The 20,714-nt window shown below is 41.2% G+C and carries 22 protein-coding genes; 9 read left to right on the top strand and 13 right to left on the bottom strand.

The features are described 5' to 3' along the window. Positions 1 to 73: 73 nt before the first annotated feature. The 3 genes from AU255_RS10055 to gcvH all read right to left on the bottom strand — a co-directional run bounded on the left by AU255_RS10055 (position 74) and on the right by gcvH (position 1,999). The gene (locus AU255_RS10055; RefSeq protein WP_080522742.1) at positions 74 to 1,006 is read right to left on the bottom strand and encodes a carbohydrate kinase family protein; all 933 of its coding nucleotides are present in this window, start codon (positions 1,004 to 1,006) and stop codon (positions 74 to 76) included. A 13-nt stretch (positions 1,007 to 1,019) separates the two neighbouring features. After that, a complete protein-coding gene (locus AU255_RS10050; protein ID WP_080522741.1) occupies positions 1,020 to 1,379 on the bottom strand; it encodes a diacylglycerol kinase in 360 nt (119 codons plus the stop codon). Between the two features lie 239 nt (positions 1,380 to 1,618). Then, positions 1,619 to 1,999 (bottom strand): glycine cleavage system protein GcvH, encoded by a 381-nt coding sequence (gene gcvH / locus AU255_RS10045; RefSeq protein WP_080522740.1) that lies wholly within the window; start codon positions 1,997 to 1,999, stop codon positions 1,619 to 1,621. 140 nt (positions 2,000 to 2,139) lie between these two features. Here gcvH and AU255_RS10040 point away from each other — a divergent pair, with 140 nt between their 5' ends. Both AU255_RS10040 and AU255_RS10035 read left to right on the top strand, forming a co-directional pair. Then, positions 2,140 to 3,156 carry an efflux RND transporter periplasmic adaptor subunit gene (locus AU255_RS10040; protein WP_080522739.1) on the top strand — a complete coding sequence of 339 codons (1,017 nt, stop codon included), beginning with the start codon at positions 2,140 to 2,142 and terminating at the stop codon, positions 3,154 to 3,156. A gap of 68 nt (positions 3,157 to 3,224) precedes the next feature. Further along, a complete protein-coding gene (locus AU255_RS10035; RefSeq protein ID WP_080522738.1) occupies positions 3,225 to 6,305 on the top strand; it encodes an efflux RND transporter permease subunit in 3,081 nt (1,026 codons plus the stop codon). 307 nt (positions 6,306 to 6,612) lie between these two features. Here AU255_RS10035 and AU255_RS10030 read toward each other — a convergent pair whose 3' ends face one another. Together AU255_RS10030 and AU255_RS10025 are read right to left on the bottom strand one after the other, a co-directional pair. Next, the gene (locus AU255_RS10030) at positions 6,613 to 8,577 is read right to left on the bottom strand and encodes an esterase/lipase family protein (protein ID WP_080522737.1); all 1,965 of its coding nucleotides are present in this window, start codon (positions 8,575 to 8,577) and stop codon (positions 6,613 to 6,615) included. Between the two features lie 219 nt (positions 8,578 to 8,796). Then, positions 8,797 to 10,743 carry a heavy metal translocating P-type ATPase gene (locus tag AU255_RS10025; protein ID WP_080522736.1) on the bottom strand — a complete coding sequence of 649 codons (1,947 nt, stop codon included), beginning with the start codon at positions 10,741 to 10,743 and terminating at the stop codon, positions 8,797 to 8,799. A gap of 317 nt (positions 10,744 to 11,060) precedes the next feature. Between AU255_RS10025 and AU255_RS10020 the strand changes: the two genes are divergently transcribed. From AU255_RS10020 to AU255_RS19790, 7 genes are all read left to right on the top strand, one after another. Then, positions 11,061 to 11,642, top strand: coding sequence for a cytochrome b/b6 domain-containing protein (locus AU255_RS10020; RefSeq protein ID WP_080522735.1), 582 nt, complete (start codon positions 11,061 to 11,063; stop codon positions 11,640 to 11,642). Between the two features lie 88 nt (positions 11,643 to 11,730). Then, positions 11,731 to 12,039, top strand: a complete 309-nt coding sequence (locus AU255_RS10015; protein WP_158083098.1) for a PepSY domain-containing protein — start codon at positions 11,731 to 11,733, stop codon at positions 12,037 to 12,039. 2 nt (positions 12,040 to 12,041) lie between these two features. Next, positions 12,042 to 12,710 (top strand): response regulator transcription factor, encoded by a 669-nt coding sequence (locus tag AU255_RS10010; RefSeq protein WP_080522733.1) that lies wholly within the window; start codon positions 12,042 to 12,044, stop codon positions 12,708 to 12,710. Beyond that, positions 12,707 to 14,053: a sensor histidine kinase gene (locus tag AU255_RS10005; protein ID WP_080522732.1), complete on the top strand. Its 1,347-nt coding sequence runs from the start codon at positions 12,707 to 12,709 to the stop codon at positions 14,051 to 14,053. The genes AU255_RS10010 and AU255_RS10005 overlap by 4 nt, the downstream gene beginning before the upstream one ends. A gap of 18 nt (positions 14,054 to 14,071) precedes the next feature. Continuing rightward, a complete protein-coding gene (locus AU255_RS10000) occupies positions 14,072 to 14,821 on the top strand; it encodes a VIT1/CCC1 transporter family protein (RefSeq protein ID WP_080522731.1) in 750 nt (249 codons plus the stop codon). 77 nt (positions 14,822 to 14,898) lie between these two features. After that, the gene (locus AU255_RS09995; RefSeq protein ID WP_408606489.1) at positions 14,899 to 15,858 is read left to right on the top strand and encodes a ZIP family metal transporter; all 960 of its coding nucleotides are present in this window, start codon (positions 14,899 to 14,901) and stop codon (positions 15,856 to 15,858) included. Positions 15,859 to 15,864: 6 nt separating this feature from the next. After that, positions 15,865 to 16,041: a BrnA antitoxin family protein gene (locus AU255_RS19790; RefSeq protein ID WP_143735901.1), complete on the top strand. Its 177-nt coding sequence runs from the start codon at positions 15,865 to 15,867 to the stop codon at positions 16,039 to 16,041. Between the two features lie 218 nt (positions 16,042 to 16,259). Here the strand turns inward: AU255_RS19790 and AU255_RS09990 are convergent, their stop codons facing one another. The 8 genes from AU255_RS09990 to AU255_RS09955 form a co-directional block, all read right to left on the bottom strand. After that, the gene (locus AU255_RS09990; RefSeq protein ID WP_080522729.1) at positions 16,260 to 16,562 is read right to left on the bottom strand and encodes a helix-turn-helix domain-containing protein; all 303 of its coding nucleotides are present in this window, start codon (positions 16,560 to 16,562) and stop codon (positions 16,260 to 16,262) included. 34 nt (positions 16,563 to 16,596) lie between these two features. Next, positions 16,597 to 16,965: a type II toxin-antitoxin system RelE/ParE family toxin gene (locus AU255_RS09985; RefSeq protein WP_080522728.1), complete on the bottom strand. Its 369-nt coding sequence runs from the start codon at positions 16,963 to 16,965 to the stop codon at positions 16,597 to 16,599. A 447-nt stretch (positions 16,966 to 17,412) separates the two neighbouring features. Continuing rightward, the gene (locus AU255_RS09980) at positions 17,413 to 17,676 is read right to left on the bottom strand and encodes a Txe/YoeB family addiction module toxin (RefSeq protein WP_080522727.1); all 264 of its coding nucleotides are present in this window, start codon (positions 17,674 to 17,676) and stop codon (positions 17,413 to 17,415) included. Further along, entirely contained in the window at positions 17,673 to 17,915 is a 243-nt protein-coding gene (locus tag AU255_RS09975) for a type II toxin-antitoxin system Phd/YefM family antitoxin (RefSeq protein ID WP_080522726.1), read from the bottom strand. The genes AU255_RS09980 and AU255_RS09975 overlap by 4 nt, the downstream gene beginning before the upstream one ends. 231 nt (positions 17,916 to 18,146) lie before the next feature. Then, a complete protein-coding gene (locus AU255_RS09970) occupies positions 18,147 to 18,362 on the bottom strand; it encodes a HigA family addiction module antitoxin (RefSeq protein WP_233144607.1) in 216 nt (71 codons plus the stop codon). Positions 18,363 to 18,372: 10 nt separating this feature from the next. Beyond that, positions 18,373 to 18,498 carry a type II toxin-antitoxin system RelE/ParE family toxin gene (locus AU255_RS09965; RefSeq protein ID WP_080522725.1) on the bottom strand — a complete coding sequence of 42 codons (126 nt, stop codon included), beginning with the start codon at positions 18,496 to 18,498 and terminating at the stop codon, positions 18,373 to 18,375. 198 nt (positions 18,499 to 18,696) lie between these two features. Continuing rightward, entirely contained in the window at positions 18,697 to 19,014 is a 318-nt protein-coding gene (locus AU255_RS09960; RefSeq protein ID WP_080522724.1) for a cupin domain-containing protein, read from the bottom strand. Positions 19,015 to 19,089: 75 nt separating this feature from the next. Beyond that, positions 19,090 to 20,085, bottom strand: a complete 996-nt coding sequence (locus AU255_RS09955; protein ID WP_143735900.1) for an IS30 family transposase — start codon at positions 20,083 to 20,085, stop codon at positions 19,090 to 19,092. Positions 20,086 to 20,714: the final 629 nt, after the last annotated feature.

Raw genomic sequence — 20,714 nt, 5'->3', positions numbered from 1 at the left:
AATTTATACAACCAGCAATCCGTGACCCTAATCATCACAGATTGTATTTCCTCTGCAGCATAAAAAAAACAATCTAGAATGATTCACCAAAACTATGTTGATAGCGTGCTTTAAATTGCTCCATCGTAAAATGATGGTTCTGCGTACCATGATGCTCAATTTTAATTGAGCCCATTAAAGAGGCAATACGCCCAGTTGTTGGCCAGTCATATTCATTCATGAGACCAAATAACAGACCGGCACGATAAGCATCACCGCACCCTGTAGGATCACTTAACTGTTTAGCCTTTGCTGAAGGTATGTTTATACATTCTCCCTGAGTGTAAATTTTAGAGCCTTTACCACCTAAAGTAATAACGAGAGCGTCAACTTGCTCGGCAATTTGCTCTAATGTTAAGCCGGTACGATCCTGCATTAATTCAGACTCATAGTCATTGAATGTTGCCCAGGTTGCCAAACCTAGCAAATCTAGTAACTCCTCGCCACTGAACATAGGCATACCCTGGCCAGGGTCAAAAATAAAGGGTATTCCAGCATCAACAAATTCTTGTGCGTGCTGTTGCATACCTAACTTTCCATCAGGAGAAACAATGCCGATTTCTATACCTGCATCCTGAGGTACCGAGTTAAGGTGAGAATCATTCATCGCACCTGGATGGAATGCAGTAATCTGATTATCATCTTCATCAGTGGTGATATAAGCCTGCCCTGTATAATGGTCGTCTAGCTTTGTAATATACTCACGCGTTATTTTGCATTGACTCAACCACTGCGCATAGGGTTCAAAATCATGACCTACCGTCGCCATGATCTTGGGTTTCTCGCCCAATAATTTTAAGTTATACGCAATATTACCAGCGCAACCACCAAACTCTCTGCGAATCGCCGGCACTAAAAAAGATACATTCAACATATGTACTTTTTCTGGAAGAATATGGTTTTTAAACTTATCATGAAAAACCATAATTGTATCGTAGGCCATAGACCCGCAAACCAATGCACTCATATATTATTTCCGATTAAATTAAAATTAGCGCCCATGTCAAAGCGGCCAACGTTAACGATAACATAACCGCTGCTGAACCGATATCTTTTGCTCTACCTGAAAGTTCATGATGCTCGAAGCCTATCCTATCAATCGCAGCTTCTACAGCAGAATTTAATAGTTCAACTAATAGCACACCGACGACACTACCAATAAGTAAAACCTGTTCTATATTATTTTCTGTAATCCAAAGCGCCAGAGGGGCTGCTACCATTAGTAATAGCACTTCTTGCCTAAAGGCTTCTTCATGTTTCCAGGTCGCTTTAAATCCAGCGATTGAAAAAAAGAACGCATTCACAATACGTTTTAAACCTTTTGCATTTTGTCCAGCCATTTTCCACAAACTCCTGTCAAGTAAAATTATAGTAATATTTTCTGCTAACACAAAGACCTGATCGCCATAGGTTATTGATTTATATGAATGTATATTAATTAGTCAATTTAACAAAACTGTAATTATTACAGTCCTTTAACATCGTTTGTTGCAAACTATCCACAGAGTTATGCACAGATTTTGTGGATAGTTTCTACAGTCTTTAAACTGCTGATATTTATGCAGATAAATACCAAGGCTTAGGAAATTACTTGTTCATAACCCTCTGCATCTAATAATCTATCCAGATCATCAATACTTTTTATGCGTAAACTAAATAACCAGGTATTAAATGCATCCTCATTCACCTGTTCTGGAGCATCAGTTAAACTTTCATTAATAGCAATAACTTCACCAGCGACAGGACAAAACAAGTCTGATGCTGTTTTAACCGACTCCACTACGGCACATTGTTCATCAGCAGCCAATTGACGACCTACTTCGGGTAACTCTATATAGACTAGATCGCCTAATTGTTCCTGCGCGAAATCAGTAATGCCAACTTTAATAATATTATCGTCTTCTAACTTGGCCCACTCATGCGTAACTGCATACTTTAACTCTTCAAGATTTTGGCTCATTCCGGTATCACCTGTGTTATTTTTAATTATTATGGATATGCATATTTTATCCTAAATTATCTTATTAACCGCTACTATTCAACCGAATACCTTATAATAAATTACATTTATCGTAATAAGCTTAATATTGTCATACCATCATGTTTAAATCATTGCCGATAATTAGCATTTTTTTCCTGCTACTTGCTCTGGCTGGGCCAAAAAGTTACGCAGAAGTCGATAATAATCACGCCATTAATCCTGCTGATTTTAGCGTCTTTATCGATCAGACAACGCAACAGGCAACTGGTATAAAAACCCTGGAGTTACGCAACAGTCAATTTAGCCCAGAAATTGAAACGTTTGCTATTCATGTAGACCTAAGCCCTTTAATCAATGTTCGTAAAGACTATTTACTCGCTAAAGTGCAACAAGAAACAGCATATATAAAAATGCAACAAAGCCAGAGAAACGTCCAGCGTTTACAAAGTTTGCAACGTGATCAGGCAGTTTCCACACTTAAATTACGTGACCAACAAGTTCAGCTAAAAATTGATCAGGCACTGTTTAATACGGCTGAACAACAAGCAAATACTATCCAGTTATTTGCACAAGCAAAATGGGGGGAAATTCTAAGTAGCTGGTTTTTAAATGATGCCCCCCCGTCAGACAATATGTTAAGCACTCTGAAAAGATCGCTGTATCTAATTTATCTACCCCCCCAGATATCGGTGCCCGGCAAAACAATTTTTATACAGCCCTTTGGGTTGCGCGAAAAAGCGCAATCAGCCAGTTTCATAGCTGATGCACCCATTTTTGAAAACACTCAGCAGCAGCAACAGGCCGGCACGCCATTTTTCTACTTGAGTGACCAGGTTGTACAGCACTATCATCAGCGTGTTACTGCCTGGTTACCCATAAATGAAGAAAAATTAACCGGGATAATCATTCCTGCATCGGCATTAGTATGGCATTTAGGCCAGGCTTTTGTTTATCTGCAAGTTGATGATGAACAGTTTAAACGCGTTAAAATCACCCAGAAAAAACTTGTCCACAGTGATGCCTATTTTATCCAAAATGAATTACAGCATGGTGACAAGCTCGTAAGCATAGGAGCACAAATGCTTTTATCAGAAGAATTCCGCAACCAGATTCCTGCAGAAGATGATGACGATTAATATCTTGCCCTTACAAAGTAAGGTACACAGTGCGTATCCTACATCATTGCTAATTTCCTGATTTTACTATGCTTGCACATTTAGTCAGATTTTCCATACGTTTCTATGGCGTTGTTATCGCCATAGCTTTATTAATATTAATCTACGGTAGCTATCGCTTTATCAATGCCGGGCTAGATGTATTCCCCGAATTTTCACCGAAACAAATCATTATTCAAACAGAGTCGCCTGGCTTTTCTGCCGAGCAAGTTGAAGTATTAGTGACTCAACCTATTGAATTATCCCTTAGCGGTTTAATGGGTTTACAATCGACACGCTCCGAATCTATTCAAGGTCTATCCATAATCACAGCAATATTTGCTGAAGATAGTGATATTTATCGAAATCGTCAATTAGTTACTGAACGTCTCTCTACTGTAACTACGCAGCTACCGGAGGGTGTGCATGCTCCGATTCCTGTGCCATTAACCTCATCATCAGCGACAGTGTTAACGATTGGACTCAGTTCTGTGCACAAAGACCTGATGCAATTACGTGATTTAGTCGATACGATACTGGTACCGCGTTTATTATCAGTGCATGGTGTAGCCGATGTTAATATTTTTGGCGGCGATATCAGACAAATACAAATCCAGCTCGATCCGCTTAAGCTACAGCGCCATAATATTTCATTGACAGAAGTCATTACAGCTGCTGCACAAAACGGAAAAATACAAGGCAGCGGCTTTATAGAAAGCAACAACCAGCGCTTTACTCTGCAAGTCGCTGGATTGGGGACAACGCCTGAGCAACTGCGCCAGAGCATTATAAAATACGATAACAAAAGCACACTACTATTAGGTGAGATAGCCAGTATTCAATACGCGGCAGAGCCATCCATTGGTGCAGCTCAGGTTATGGGAAAGCGCGGTATTGTGATGATGGTGATTGGGCAATTTGATGCCAATACGCTGACGGTATCCAATGCAGTAGAGCAGGCTTTAAAAGAATTTGATCCCCTGTTTGCAGAACAGCAAATAGATTTCAACGCACACTTATTCAAACCCGCTGATTATATTAAAACCTCGGTCAGCAACCTGGCCAGCCATTTACTTTTAGGGGGGTTGTTTGTAGTCATCATTTTATATCTGTTTTTATATAATTTACGCACCGCCTTTATTTCCGCTATTGCCATTCCTTTGTCGTTAATCAGTGCGGTACTAGTCTTGCTCGAACTGGAAATAAATCTAAATATTATGGTCCTTGGCGGCCTGGCGATTGCGCTAGGAGAAGTCGTTGATGATGCGATTATTGATACCGAAAATATTTTCCGCCGTTTACGTGAAAATCGCTTATCAGCAAGCCCAAAGCCTAGCCATAAAATAGTTTATGATGCATCGATGGAAGTGCGCAGTTCTGTGGTTTATGCCAGTTTTATTGTTGCTCTGGTGTTTGTCCCGCTATTAACTTTAGACGGTGTTGCCGGTCGATTATTTGCTCCTCTGGGATACTCCTATATTCTGGCAATCTTAATGTCACTACTGGTTGCTTTAACATTAACGCCTGCGCTGTGTTATGTTTTATTAAGCAAAGATCTTCGACTCACTGCCATTCCGCCTGTGATTGCCTATCTAAACCCGATTTATAGCCGTTTGTTAAAAACAATATCTACACATTTCAAACTGATTATCATTGTCTGTCTGATAATTTCATTATTAACAGTTATGCGCTTTACGACACTAGGACATAAATTCCTGCCTGAGTTACGCGAAGGTCATTACATAGTTCATACCACCAGTATACCGGGAACGTCACTACAGGAATCAATACGTCAGGGCATACAAATAACCGGGCAATTCAACAAAATCCCCCAGATTGAATCTGTTTCACAATGGGCAGGACGTGCAGAACGAGGCGCTGATACCTACGGCAGCCATTACAGCGAATATGAAGTACGTCTTAAACCACTCTCCGGCGCTGAGCAAGAGGCAGTTTTACAACAACTACGTGATATTCTGGCTGAATTTCCTGGCCTGTTATATGAGGCCAATACTTTTTTAATCGAGCGTGTTGATGAAACCATTTCTGGCTATACATCACCTGTCGTGGTGAATATTTATGGTAATGATTTAAACCTGCTGGATATAAAAGCACAGCAAATAGCAAGCCTGATGCAGGAAATCCCAGGAGCAACTGAAATACAACTGCGCTCACCTCCTGGCACACCGTTTATACAAATTCAGTTAAATCAGGAAAAACTCAAATTCTGGGGTGTACAGACAACACAAGTGTTGCAGACAGTCCAGGCCGCTTATGCTGGATATGTGGTTGGCAAACACCTGCAAGGTAATCGCAGTTACAATATTAGCGTCACTTTAGACCCGCAGTTACGCCATCAACCTGAATTAATAGGCGAACTGCCTATAAGAACATTATCCGGAAAACTGATAAATTTAAATCAATTAGTCGATATTAAACATAATGAAGGACGTTACAATATTTTGCATCAAAATGCTCAAAGGCGACAAAGCATTACCTGTAATGTGACTGGACATGATATGGCCGCATTTATGCAAGAACTCAGAACCCGAGTCAACGAAAATATTGCCTTCGAAAATAATATCTATGTAGAATTTACCGGAGCAGCCGTTGAACAGGCGCAAGCCAAAAAAGACCTGATATTACATGCCCTGCTCGCAGGTATAGGTGTGCTTATTTTTATTTATATTGCTATCCAGAACCTGCGTCATGTCTGGATTACCATGCTCAATATTCCCTTCTCGCTCATAGGCGGAATGATTGCTGTTATTTTGATGGATAGTACTTTATCCATAGGCTCTATTATTGGTTTTATTACCTTATTTGGTATTACTGTACGCAACAGCATTATGCTGCTATCGCATTACCAGCACCTGGTTGAACAGGATGGTTTGCCGTGGAATTTAACAACCGCGTTAAAAGGCGCACAAGAGCGTTTACCCTCTATATTAATGACGGCATTAGTGACTGCGCTGGCTATGGCCCCTATTGCATTTAACAGTAATAACCCGGGATTAGAAATTATGGGGCCTATGGCAGCAATTATTATTGGCGGATTAGCTTCATCGACATTATTGAACTTATTACTCTTACCACTGATGTTACTAAGATATGGAAAGTTTAATACCTGAATCCGGCGAATACAGAGTTAAACAGAACAGAAATTATTTTTAAATGATTAAAATGACTGTCAGCAAAACTGTTTTGTTTTTTCGTCGATCGAGAAAATTTTCTGCTTTGGGCCTTAAGAGAAATACAGCATACGCTTAATATAAGAGACATCCTTGAATTCAGATCCATAAAATAACCTGCCATATGGCTTGCAGGATTCAGGAAATATGCAAAACCACCCTATTTTCAGCAACAAAATTGCATCAATATTAAGGTAAAAATATATAAAACTAAATTTGCCTGTTTTTCTTGAAACCACTTGTTTCTTTATTTCTCATTCTCACGCGTTCCGCCTGGAAATGAGTTTGGCAAGTCTGCCGTCTCTTGGTAAACGGGTAGTGTTGGTTCTGATGTCTTTAAGTGCTCAAACAGAATGCGTCTGACTTCTTCAATAACTTCCGGCTGACCTTGACACGAGTGCCCCCAATGAACCACCAACTCCGAAACGGCTTCATCAATATGAGCACTTTTATAGGCAACCACGCCATCATCACCTTCCTCTATTGGTCCGTAACCGTCGACTGCGATAATCGAGTGTGCATGAATGCCTGATGAAACAGGTATAGATGCCAGAGTTTGCACAGCCGGGCTGTGCGGATTCATATTATCAATCGACGTTGGCGGTCGGCGTAGAAATGCAGTTAATTTTTCATCGCCAGTCACTGTAGCAAGCTGAGTAGCCTTAGTAAGTATGGTCATAGGGAAGCTCAGAACTCTGGAAGCAAGTCCTGTTACCACTTGATATCCTGCTAACATGGCCCCGTTGTGTGGTGTCGCAATAAATATCACCCGTTTGACAAAAGGCAAAGGAGTGAAGAACATTGATTCCTGTAGGAGTTCGCGGGTTTCAGCATCAACCTTGATCTGCTCGAATGGCTTGCTACTGATTTGCTCCCAAAAGCGTGTCCCGCTGTCAATTGCAGTGAGCTTAGTCAATAGCCCTCCTTGACTGTGGCCTATGACAACCATCTGCTGCAATGCTGAGTCTTTGCCTTCTGGGTCAAGCTCATGCACAGTATTCTCCAGTGCTTTGCGTAATCTGCCTGCTGAATAGCCAATATAATTGCCGCTGTCGTAAACAAAGAGCCATATTTGAAAATGCTCGCGTATTTTTGGGTCGCCATTAAGTTCGTTAGCGAGTTCAGACCAACGTGCGGGACTTGATGCGGTTCCATGTACTAATACCAATGGAATTTTTCCGGGGCGATAAGGTCGCATAAAAAAAATTCCATCCTTTACCCGGTTTTTTGGAATCAGACCACTAGTAAAGATCCCTCCACGTAAAAATGCAGTGAGCTCCAATGAATAGATCGGGCTATCATTAAGTTGATAGGCAAGTGCAGCTGTTGAATCGGATTCGAGAAATTGCTTTTGTCCATCAATCATTACGGTTGAGGTTTGATCTGCTGCATACACCTCAATTTCCCCTTGAATATTGCCATTATGCAGATTGGTGCGCGCGTTTTCAAAACGCAACAATGCAGTAACGGGAACTTTTATGAAGGGTCCAAGGCGATCTGAACCAGCAACCTTGTTTTCTGACACCTGTTTTTTTGCAAGACTTGCTGCTAATGGAACACCGATTCCAGAGTTAAGGTAACGATTTCTGAGACCATCAATTTCCAGAGCATTTGTTGAAATAAATTGGTCTAGGGGATATCCACCCCACACCATCCCAGATTCATCCAGGCTTAGCTGTAGTGTGCCGAATGGAAGTTTGTAATTCCCGGCTTGCAGACGCACTTCGTTTTCTTCTGCATCATCGTCTGCAGCCAAACCTTGAGCAACGGCTTGATTGTAAATATCATAGCTAAGTCGGAGTCTTGGATCAGATGGTAGTATCTGTATCTCCAATCCATTTCCTGGAAACAGCAGTGACCAGGCATACACGGCTGATGCCAAAAAATAGGCGCGGTCTTTGGTATTCCTGGCATGCAGCATAGAAAGTTCGGCCAGCGCAAATAACCGATCCTCATCGCCCACGGGTTCAAGACTATTATGCAGTTCGGCCAGCACCACAGTAGGCTCAGTTTCGAATCTATCCAGCAATCCTTGCCGTCTGAGCACGATGCGTGAGGCATCCGACGGCGTATTAGTTGACAGCGCGTTAGTCGTGTTAATACGATAAGCATCCTGAATATTTACATGCTTTACGTTAATCGGTGTCGAACATCCTGAGAGCATGAATGCGCTTACGATAAACATAAGAATCAAAGTTGTAGTTTGTTGCATTTTAATTTCTCAAATCCATTAGTGTTTAATTAACTAAAAGAACGGCTTGTATGCATAAATCTCTATATCCATTTGTATTAGTGTCCTGTAGACAAAATATCGCGTTCAGAAGAGTCAATAAAACTTTTGATAAGCTCTTCTCCATTATAAAGTTCATATTTTTCAATAAAACTCATATGCTGCCATGTAACGGGCAATAAAGGTATGATTACATCTGTATTAAAAATCCGAAAGTGATTTCGGAGGAATAGCCGCCCGCAATGCATTTAAAACCGCAAAGACATCAATAACCTCCTGGGTAACAGCTCCAGCGACTGGCGACAGATAACCAAGGCCGGCAAAGACCATACCGATAACACTCAAAGCCATACCGCCTACCGCGCTTTGTAAGGCAATAGAGCGCATACGTGCGCCAATGTGAAATAGTTCATCGACTTTTAGTAGCGAACTGTTCATGATCACCGCATCCGCGGATTCACCGGTGATATCACTGTTTTGACCAAAGGCTATACCGATGGTAGCTGCAGTTAATGCAGGCGCGTCATTAATGCCATCACCTAGAAATACAGTTTTTGCATTTTTGGTTTCAGCACGCACCAATTCAAGTTTTTGTTCAGGACCCTGGCTAAAGTAAACATGCTTAATGCCGACTTGTTCAGCCAGAAAATGAACTTCTGATTCCCGATCACCAGATACCAGCATGACTTTTTCAAACAAATGATTAGGCTGTAAGTGACTGATAAATGATGAGCTATCGGAGCGTACTTCATCTCGAAATTGCAGCGTCGCCGCATAAGTATCATTAATTAAAACGATGCATTCAAGACCGCCACTGAGCGAAGGTAACGCTGCTAATGCTTCAGGCTGTTTGGCCAGAAAGTTTTTGCGGCTGGTAATCTGGATTAATTTTCCCTCAACAGTGCCTTTAAGACCTTCACCTGGTAACTCTTTAATATTGACGACACTTAATAATGTTAAAGCCGATTTTTTTGCGGCTTTAACAATCGCACTGGATAAGGGATGTTTGGAATAGACCTCCAGACTGGCGATTAAGCTCAGTACCTGCTGTTCTGTATAGGCACCGCTGGTTTTTATTGCAGTCAGGGATGGACGGCCATAAGTCAGCGTACCTGTTTTATCAAAAATAGCAGTACGGCAAGTGCCGATGGTTTCCAGAATAGCGGGGTTCTTGATAATGATTTCACGACGCGCGGCCAGTGAAATTGAACTGATAATAGTCACCGGTATACCGATTAATAATGGGCAAGGAGTAGCAATGACCAGTACCGCCAGAAAACGTATGACATCGCCGCTGGCCATCCAGGCCAGTACAGCAATGGCAACGGCTAGCGGCGTGTAAAGTGCGCCCAGTTGATCACCCAGGCGTCTGAGTTTAGGTCTATGTTGTTCTGACGAATGCATGACTTCCATGATTTTGGCATAACGCGAATCGACAGCTAATTTATCTGCTCGAATGGTCAGTGCAGAATCCCCGTTGATCGCCCCTGACAGTACTTGCGACCCGCATATTTTCGACATCATGTACGGTTCACCCGTTAAATAGGATTCATCCATGGCACTGGAACCCTCCAGAACTGTGCCGTCAACCGGACAGATTTCATGCGGGAGAATCAATAGGGTGTCACCAATAATAACTTGCTCGGTTCCTATATCAATAAGCTTATCATTCGATTTTCTATGCGCAATTGAAGGCATCCGATTAGCCAGGGCTTCAAGGACAGAAGATGCTTTTTTTACTGCGTAGGATTCGAGTACCGCACCACCGGATAGCATTAACACGACCAGACTACCTGCCAAATATTCGTCCAGTAATACCGCGGTAACGATGGATATTCCTGCCAGCAGATCAGCACCGAAATTACCCTCAAATAGTTTTACGCTGAGCTGGTAAAGTAAAGGAACTCCCCCTAATATCAAAACGCTCATCAAGGGCAACTCACCCAAAGAAATCTGGTAAATAAATTGACCTTCGTAGACGTTGGCAAGCGCAGAAGCTAAAGAAGTATGTAAGGATAGCGTATATATTTCATGCCCACTATCAAAAACATAATGTATCAAAAGGAAAACGCTGATACCCAGCAGGCTTAACACAGCAATGATATTTTCTGATTTTGACTTGCTTGTCGATTGCGGAGGTTTTGTCATAATAGTTATATGTTCGTGCTAGTTATATTGGAAAAACTAGAGTCAACGGAGCAGAAATGGAAATCCAGGGACTATGGGAGTATAAGGCCCTATCAATGTGATCATCTATAAATTAAGCATACTACAAATTTCGGTAGATAATTTAAAAAAGGGCAAATAACCAAACCGTAGCGCAGATGCAAAAGGAATTAAATCCAGCCATTCTCGTTTACTTTGCAATAAGTGCATACAAATGCTGTTTTATACCCATAAATTTTCAGCTTTATTTAAGCTTACATGAATATAGTAGAGACTAATTTTACAAAGGAGTATTAAAAATGAATGCAAATAATATTGTTAGAGTATGGGATCTTCCGCTTAGAATTTTTCACTGGCTGTTGGTCGCAGGTTTTTTTGTTGCTTATTTTACCGAAGATGATTTATTAACTGTGCATGTCTGGGCGGGCTATCTGATTACAGGCCTATTGATATTCAGACTTATTTGGGGAGTCGCTGGCAATCAGTATGCCCGTTTTGGTAATTTTTTATGTAATCCCATTCAATCTGTAAACTACATTAAGGATGCTTTCGCCTTAAAAGCCAAACGTTACATAGGTCATAATCCGGCAGGTGCGGCAATGATTGTTTTATTATTGGTTAGTTTACTAGTGACTTGCGTTACCGGTTTTGCGGTTTATGCTGCTGATCAAGCGGCAGGACCTTTGGCAGGTATTGTCGGCTCTGACTATGAAGAACTTTGGGAAGAATCGCATGAATTTTTTGCAAATTTCACGCTATTTTTAGTGTTTGTGCATATTCTTGGTGTGGGCTTTGAAAGCTATATACACAAAGAAAATCTAGTTAAATCGATGTGGAATGGATATAAAAAGTCTGCGGAAAAACCAGATAACCTGGAATAACTTATCAGTAACCTGCTTTGTCGGGTTACTTTTTTTAAGGCTTAGCAATAATAAATCTTATTTAAACTACATTTATCTGTTATTGAATATGAAAAAAGTGGCTATCAAAATGCTTGCAAGTACTTTGTTTGTGTTTGTCTTTTGTTCAGCAAGCCTGGGACAAACGGATCATGATATCGCAAAACGACTGCGTGATTCTGACAAAATAAAACCTCTGGAGGTTATTCTTAGACAGTACTCAGAACAATATCCCGGCCAGGTAATAGAAGTCGAACTGGAAACAGAGCATGAGCAATATATTTATCAAATCGAGTTACTTGATCGACAGGGGATCATCTGGAAATTGAGAGTGGATGCCACTACCGGGGAGTTACTAATGAAACAAAAAGATCATTAAATATGCGCTTACTATTGGTTGAAGATGATACAAATCTGATCAAGACGCTAAAGAAGTCACTGGAAAAGGCAGGCTATTCTGTTGATGTAGCCCAAGACGGCATTGAAGCTGAATATTTGGGTCAGGAAGACATTTATGCTTTGGCCATACTGGACCTTGGCTTACCACAACGGAATGGCTTAACAGTTTTGCAAAATTGGCGTGCCAGGGGCAATTCTCTTCCAGTTATTATCCTTACGGCAAGAGATGCCTGGCATGAAAAAGTCGATGGCTTTAAAGCCGGCGCTGATGATTACCTGGCCAAGCCTTTTCATATTGAAGAATTACTAGCCCGTATCAATGCGTTGATACTACGTGTGAATCACCAGCCTGGCGGAATTTTAAAGGTGGGGGACTGGCTGATGGATGAAGAGCGACAACAAGTAACGTTATCAGACAATACCGCTATTGAATTAACCGGTATTGAATTCAAATTATTACGTTATTTTATGTTACATCCCGGGAAAATATTGAGTAAATCAAAATTGACAGACCAGGTCTATGATCTAAATTCAGATAAGGACAGCAATGTGATTGAAGTTTATGTTAATCATTTACGCAAAAAACTGGGTAAAGATTATTTTGAAACTCGTCGGGGGCAAGGTTATGTTTTTAATGAGCATGCCAGATGAAGTCGCTACAGCTACGACTAAGCCTGGGATTGTCCATCAGCCTGATGCTGGTTTTTTTGCTGTTATGGCAGGTGACAACACACTCGATAGCAGATTTATCCGAACAATACATTGCGATGCACTTACAGCACGATGGTGAAAGCCTGTTGCAGGCAATCAATATTGATCAACAGGGACAACTGAGTCTGGACTCCAAACAAATTGAGCCAGTTTACTTACGTCCTTTTTCGGGACAATATTTTCGTATTGTCCTGAATAATAATGTGCTCCGTTCACGATCGCTCTGGGATCAGGATTTCGCCATGCCACTTTTAGCTGCAGGTGAAACACAGCAATTGTACCGGACAGGTCCTCAACAGCAGCCTTTAATTATGCTGGTGTCCGCCTATAAAATACAAGGGCAGACGATCACTATTGCTGTTGCCGAGAATTTATCCCCTTCCCTGGTTATTATGGATAACTTTCAGCATCGCTATTCAATGATTGCGTTGCTGTTACTGGCATTGCTGTTAGGCATCCAAATTATTATTTTACGCTTAAGCTTTCGACCGTTAAAACGCATCCAGATACAAATTGATAGTCTGGAGCGTGGAGAAAGAACACAGCTTGATACCGATGTCCCGGAAGAAGTTGCATTACTGGTTTCTGAAGTTAATCGATTACTCAGTGTTTTGCAGCAACGCCTGCAAGATTCACGCAATAGTCTAGGTGATTTAGCCCATGCGCTGAAAACACCTTTGACAGTCGTGCAACAATTAGTTAATGAAGAAGCGTTACAGGCTCAACCTGACATCTGCAATACACTAAATTCCCAAACAATTCATATGCAAAGGTTGATGAATCGGGTGTTAAAGCGTAGTCGCTTAGCTGGTGGCGGGCCGGCAACCACAAAAATTGAAATACATCAGGAACTAAGCGATCTGATTAATGCCATGCAGCGCATCTATCAAGATAAAAAATTATCCATTGCGCTGAATGTTCCAGAAAAAATCAGTGTCTTATTTGATCGTGAAGATATGTTAGAGCTCGCGGGTAATCTTGTTGATAACGCCTGTAAATGGGCTCATTCTTCCGTTCAAATCAGTATTTTCCTGGATTCTAACTTTCAATTGATCATTGAAGATGACGGCCCGGGCGTTTCCACAGCGGATCTATCAAAATTAAATCTTCGTGGAACCCGGCTGGATGAGTCAACGCCAGGACATGGACTGGGCTTATCGATTGCACAATGTATAGTCAATCAAAACGGGGGAGAACTTACATTTGGTCGCTCTTCTAAATTAGGGGGATTTCGTGTAGTGGTTCAGTTACCACTGGTCATTCTACCCTCAGAAACAATTTAAGATCACAAGGATAATAATATGCCCAAGACACATCATGAAAAACATCGATCTCAACATACAGGCTGGTTACGTGCAGCTGTCTTAGGTGCTAACGATGGCATCGTTTCAACTGCTAGCCTGATCATCGGCATTGCCGCAACCAATGTGGATAATCATACTATTCTAGTCACCGGAACTGCCGGCCTGGTTGCGGGAGCCATGTCTATGGCCGCTGGTGAATATGTATCGGTCAGTTCCCAGGCAGATACCGAAAATGCAGATCTGGAACGGGAACGTAGAGAACTGGAGAATAATCACCTTCATGAAGTACATGAATTGAAGAGCATTTATATGGATAGAGGACTAGACCCGAATTTAGCGCAACAAGTTGCCGAACAGTTAATGGCACACGATGCTTTAGGTGCTCATGCTCGTGATGAATTGGGCATTTCTGATATTTTTAGCGCCCGCCCGATTCAGGCAGCATTTACATCAGCCTTTACCTTTTCAATAGGTGCCGCCCTGCCATTGTTAATGGTTATTGTTTATCCATTTTTGCAAATGGAACAGTTTTCCTTATTTATGAGTAACCTGACGACATTAGAGGCGGCACCTTTGATCTCTACAGTAGGCACAATGTCGATCATATCTCTGGTGCTATTAGGCGGACTATCTGCTTACACAGGTGGCTCATCGATAGTAATCGCTATTACACGTATTACCTTTTGGGGAGTGCTGGCGATGATTGTTACAGCAGGTGTTGGCATGCTGTTTGGTGCTGTGGGATAAAAAGCAAACTAACTGCCCGTAAGAACAAAACACAGCCAGGATTATATTTTCAACTAAAAAACAACTATCTTATGAATATTACAAGTAGCGATAATACCGATACGCTTCAAGCGAAAGCATTAGCCATTTTTAACCAAATCGTTTCTTTTCTGGGACTCAAGAACAAACAAACTCAGTTTCTTGCGCTTTCTAACAGAAATCAAAAACAAGTGCTGGCTGCAATGGCGGGTACGATACTGGTATTGGTAATAGGGACACTTTATCTTATATTCGGCTATGCAGTCGCGGTGGGCTTTATAGCGAGTATTCTTGCCGGCCTGGCGACTGGTGTTGGCGGTTCCATAGCGCTATTATTCAAGCAAGTTCCAGTGAAAGTTTATAATGCGATGCTAGGTGCTGCGGGTGGTGTCATGCTAGCAGCGACTGCATTTTCGTTAATTGTTCCTGGCATGGAGTTCGGCAATCTGCTATGGCCCGGCTGGGGTATTTATGTCGTTGCGGTAGGTATGGTAATGGGCGTTTTATTCCTCGATTTAGCCGATAGAAAGCTGCCCCATATCCATTTTGTTGGTTCAAATGAAGCATCAGACCTGTCATTCAGAAAAATATGGCTGTTCATTTTCGCCATTACCATTCACAATTTTCCCGAGGGCCTATCGGTAGGCGTTAGCTTCGGTGTTGATAACATGCAAAATGGTATCGCACTGGCTATTGCTATTGGTTTACAGAATATACCTGAAGGAATGGCTGTTTCATTGCCTCTGGTTGCATTGGGATACAACCCTAAAAAAGCAGTCATCATTGCAACACTGACTGGCCTGGTAGAACCGGTAGGTGCATTATTTGGCCTGGTTGCAGTATCTCTTTTTCAACCTATTTTACCTGTCGCCATGGGGTTTGCAGCCGGTGCCATGCTGTTTGTGATTAGTGAGGAGATCATCCCGGAAACCCAGGCAAAAGGCAAAGCCCGTTATGCAACATTCGCTGTGATAGCAGGTTTTATAGTTATGATGCTTCTGGACAATATGATGAAGTAGAAAAGTATGGGAAGGCGAATTGATCTTGGTACACACTTTTGGGCGCTGGCCGTTGGAAAGTTTTTAACGCAGTTTTGTCACTGGCAAACGCGCATGGATGAAGTGCTTAAGGATTATGTAGCTCATCTGAATGACCAGTTTATAGGATGTGCCGACGAAGGAGGCGCATCATTTGCAACTTAAAGATGGTGCGCTTCGTGCCTCAGCAGCTTCTTTTGCTTCTTCGAACATGACTGTTCTCCAGCTTTGACACGGCGAAATTACCGCTCAATAGTTATGGGTGCAAACCGCACGAATTCAAGCTAAGCCTATAACGCAAAAATAACCAGCTCGTCTGGTTGATTTTGCGTTATAAAATTTGGGTAAACATCAGAATTGGCTTTCCTATCAAACCCCAAATACTATGCAATTATTTCAATCCCTTTTTTATCTACTATAGAAAGTAGTTTAAGAGTTGCTCCGCTAGGCTTACTTTCTCCTTGCTCCCACTTTTTTACAGCCCTGTCAGACACATTTAAATAAGCAGCAAACACTGCCTGGCTAAGGCCTACTTTCTTCCTAATTAAACTAATCTGTTTCGCAGTATAATTTGGTACGGGAGACAATGATTTAATATTGAATTTTCTTAATGTTACTTTATCTATTGCACCAACTTCATAGAGATCTGCAGCCATTTCGCTTATTGTTTCTTGGACATTATTCATTTAAAAATACCTCTACTAAACTCTGTTTATCAATTTAGACTGCAATTTCATCATTCAAACCAAGAAAAGCTTCTGCCATTCCCTTAAAGCCTTCAAGTTCATTTTTTGCAATATTATCCTTCTCTCCCTTTGCAAACCCATGGGCAAATATTGCTTTATCGCCTACTTTCATTAAAACTATAGTTCGATGTGAACTCCGTTTACCTCTGCCATGTATCCCTATCCTTTTTTTATATACATCTCCGCCTAAATTTACATCTATTAGACCTATTTGTATTTCAGCTATAGCTTTTTTCAAGTCATCATCACTAATTCCCTGCTTTTTAGCCCATTTTATAAAGGTTTTAAATTTTCTTCTACAGCATCCGTTGATATTGTAAAAACACCCGATAATTCCAGCCATTTCAGTAAAAGGGGTCGTAGCCTTTTTTAAGGGTTAAAGGAATTTAATCAATATAAACAAATAGTTATTTTTATATTACTTAAAAAGGGTACTGACCCTTTTATCTATAGCGTTTCTCCTACAATGCAGTGTTGGTTTGTTAAAGATATGTATTAAACTTATCAGCAATAATTGAACCATTGCTTAACTGATTAATTGAGGAGGATAAAGTAAGAAAATTATTAATAGTTGTAACGTACATGGGATATTTCACATGTATCAATAAGGCATTTGAGGCAATATAGATGCTAATTTGGAGATCGATCTTTCTGAGAGTCGAGTTTCTAAGCCTAACGCCGCGTTAACCGGCGAAGTGATGATGGCGACTGTTTTGCGTGTTTTTGCAAAACAGGTGACAGCATTACGGTGTCCGATTTGAACGCTTTGTTAGCTGAACAAATTTTGATATTACTCATAATGTGTCCACATACGCAGAACTTTTATGACTTTTTTCTCTTCATAAACTTGGTACACAATCCGATGCTGGATATTAATACGTCGAGAAATTGCACCAGATAAATCACCAACCAATCTTTCAAATGGCGGTGGGTTTTGAAAAGGATTCTCTTCGATAACTTGTAGCAAATATTTTGCTTTACTTTTTAGACCTGAGGAAACAAGTTTCTTTGCATCTTTTTGAGCATGCTTGGTATATACGAGTACCCAACTCACCAATCAAGCTCCTTAGAACAATTTTCAATAGGTTCTTCCATTCCTTGCTTGATACTCTCTCTCATACCCGGAACAGTTAGCAGATAAAGCGTTTCTTGAATTGATTCCCAGTCCTCACTAGAAACTAATACAGCACTGTTTCTTTTTCCTGAAATAGTTATTGGCTGATGAGTTTCTGAAGTTTGATCTAATAGCCTGTACAAATTTGCCCTAGCTTCACTTGCCGTAAGAGTATTCATATATATTCTCCTAAACAGAAAACAATATCGTACGCCTAAACGTACGTAACGGCAAGATTATTTTTTACAGCTAACGATAAGCTCACCCGACCAAAAACCGCATCGCTGTTTTTGGTCGGGTGAAGCATCTGGTTATGCCCTATGCTCAAACCCTGAAACAGAATTCCAGGGACGAATATTCTTTAACTGGTCCTCAAGGGCATCTTCCGCAATCTCAGTGTCATAGACAACCTAAGCCCGCAACCAATAACCCTTAGACAAACCAAAGAACCGGCAGAGCCGCAAGTCAGTGTCTGCGGTTATCGAACGCTTTCCAGCAATAATCTGGCCGATTCTCTGAGCAGGCACCCCGATTTCTTTAGCAAGGCGATATTGAGAAATACCCATCGGCTCAAGAAACTCCTCCTTCAATAACTCGCCTGGCGTTACGGCATCAATGTTTCGCATAAGTTAACTCCTAGTGATAATCAACAATTTCGACGTCTTCCGCACCCGCCTTGGTCCAGCAGAAGCACACTCGAAACTGTTTGTTGATTCGAATGCTGTACTGGCCTCGACGATTACCAGACAACGATTCCAACATATAGTAAAAGGGGTCGCGTAGTAAAAGGGGTCGTAGCCCTTTTTTAAGGGTTAAAGGAATTTAAGTAATATAAACAAATAGTTATGTTTATATTACTTAAAAAGGGTACTGACCCTTTTATCTGCAGCTGCGTCCGGTGGTGGCGCGCAGCGCCGGAACGGACTTTAACGCGCTTTGTATGCATTAGCTAACAAGCATCTATTCCACTAGGACTCTTTCTGGCTGGCCTTGTTCGTGTACGCGAAAAACTAATATCGTTACATTTTCATCCCTTGTCATCACAGTATGAATTTTTTTCCAGGGAACGACACACGCATCTCCTTTTTTAAACACCATTTCAGGTTCATTTTCCTGGCATAAAACAAGTGATCCATCAAGTATGTATGCGAATTCTTCTCCGGGATGCCAATGCTTAGGTAACGTTGTATTCGGAGGTACAGTAACATGGCTTACAACCACCTCAGTGCCTTTGACGCCTTGTAGTTGGCAGGTTAGAAGATTATTAAACACTGACATTCACAACCCTCCATATTCGAAATATTAACAATGCATAACGAGGTTGTAGAAAAACCCATAAATAGAAGCGCGAATTCAAGCAATTAATGCAACACCCTGTGATTTATTTATATCAACCCCCGTTATTTGGCAAAATACTTCCCATGGAGTTCTGTAATTTAACCCTTTTCTTGGACGATGATTAAGTGCTGTAATTGCACTATCAACCTCATCTTGAGTTACCTTATCCAAAGGTTCTTTTTTAGGGAAGTATTGCCTTAATAAGCCATTGTGGTTTTCATTTAAACCTCGTTGCCACGAATGATACGGTTTGGCAAAATAAGTGCCGCAGTCGAGTGTTTTTGCAATGGCTTCATGCCCACAAAACTCACGTCCATTATCAAAGGTAATCGTGTGAACCCAACGTTTAAAAGGCTCAAGAGCATTGATAATCGCCTCTTTCGTTAATTCAGATTCTTTACGCTCAATTGAGATGGCGAAGTTGAGCCTTGAGACCCGTTCAGTCAGCGTCACCAATACGCCTTTATGTCCTTTACCGATAACAGTATCTGTTTCCCAATCACCTAAACGCGTTTTATCATCAACCACTTTTGGTCGCTCATCAATATCAACACGGCTGGGTATCGTTCCGCGATAATCATTTTTTCCATATCGCTTACGATAAGGTTTGGCTTGATGCCTCAAATAAGTATACAAATCGCCACCGGCTGCTTTGTTAGCTAAAATATAACGGTAAATAGTCTCATGACTGACGGAGTCCTTACCTTGTTGTTTTAAGCGTCCTGAAATACAGTCAGGACTCCATTTCTCTTTGATTAAAGGCGTTATTATCTGTTGTAACTCAGCCGTCATCTTGATGTTTTTGGGCTTATCAATATGGCGTTGTTTAGCTATTCTCTCAGCTTGCTTGTAACGATAACCACACTGACCTGTATTACGCGTAATTTCACGTCCAATAGTCGATTTATGACGCCCCAATGTGATGGCTATTTGATTCTTAGAAACGCCTTGTTTTAGTTGCGTATAAATGTAAAATCTTTCCTCTTGGGTTAGATGGTTAAACGTGTTCATTGAGCACCTCTTTTTAGTTTCAGGTTTTAGTCGACGGAAACTATACCATCTAACCCTTTAAAGAGGTGTTGCAGTTATTATATGAATTCGGGAAGTTCAACCAAACCTATCAATCATTTTTTAATTCTCAACATTATGCCCAACTTTATGGCTAACATCTACCATTTCCTTTTTTCGCTTGATACATCGGGTAGTAAAAGGGGTCGTAGCCCTTTTTAAGGGGGTAAAAGGGGTCGTAGCCCTTTTTTAAGGGCTAAAGGAATTTAATAAATATAAACAAATAGTTATGTTTATATTACTTAAAAAGGGTACTGACCCTTTTATCTATTATGTTCATGCCCCCTCTATGCCGACTGCCGCCTTGCCTGTATTCCAGTTCACATCAAGACTTATCCCAGACTTACGCTCATAGTCTGGTTTTGACAGCAACGTTTTCCATTTCGACACTGCATCGGGGGTTCACTTTCGTTCATCTCCATAATACGTACCTGACCGCTCAAGGCGGCCTTTTCCCAAATCGCTCACGACCACTGCTCTTTACAGTAGCCGCATCGGGTGGTTTGATTTCAACAACTGACTGTCGAAATCGAGGGGCCTACCCTCATCTTTAATACAGCATGAAAGACTTT

The organism is Methyloprofundus sedimenti, assembly GCF_002072955.1.
In the GTDB taxonomy this organism is placed as follows: domain Bacteria; phylum Pseudomonadota; class Gammaproteobacteria; order Methylococcales; family Methylomonadaceae; genus Methyloprofundus; species Methyloprofundus sedimenti.
Note: the sequence above shows the minus strand (reverse complement) of the source record. Positions and strands in the feature narration are given on the sequence as shown.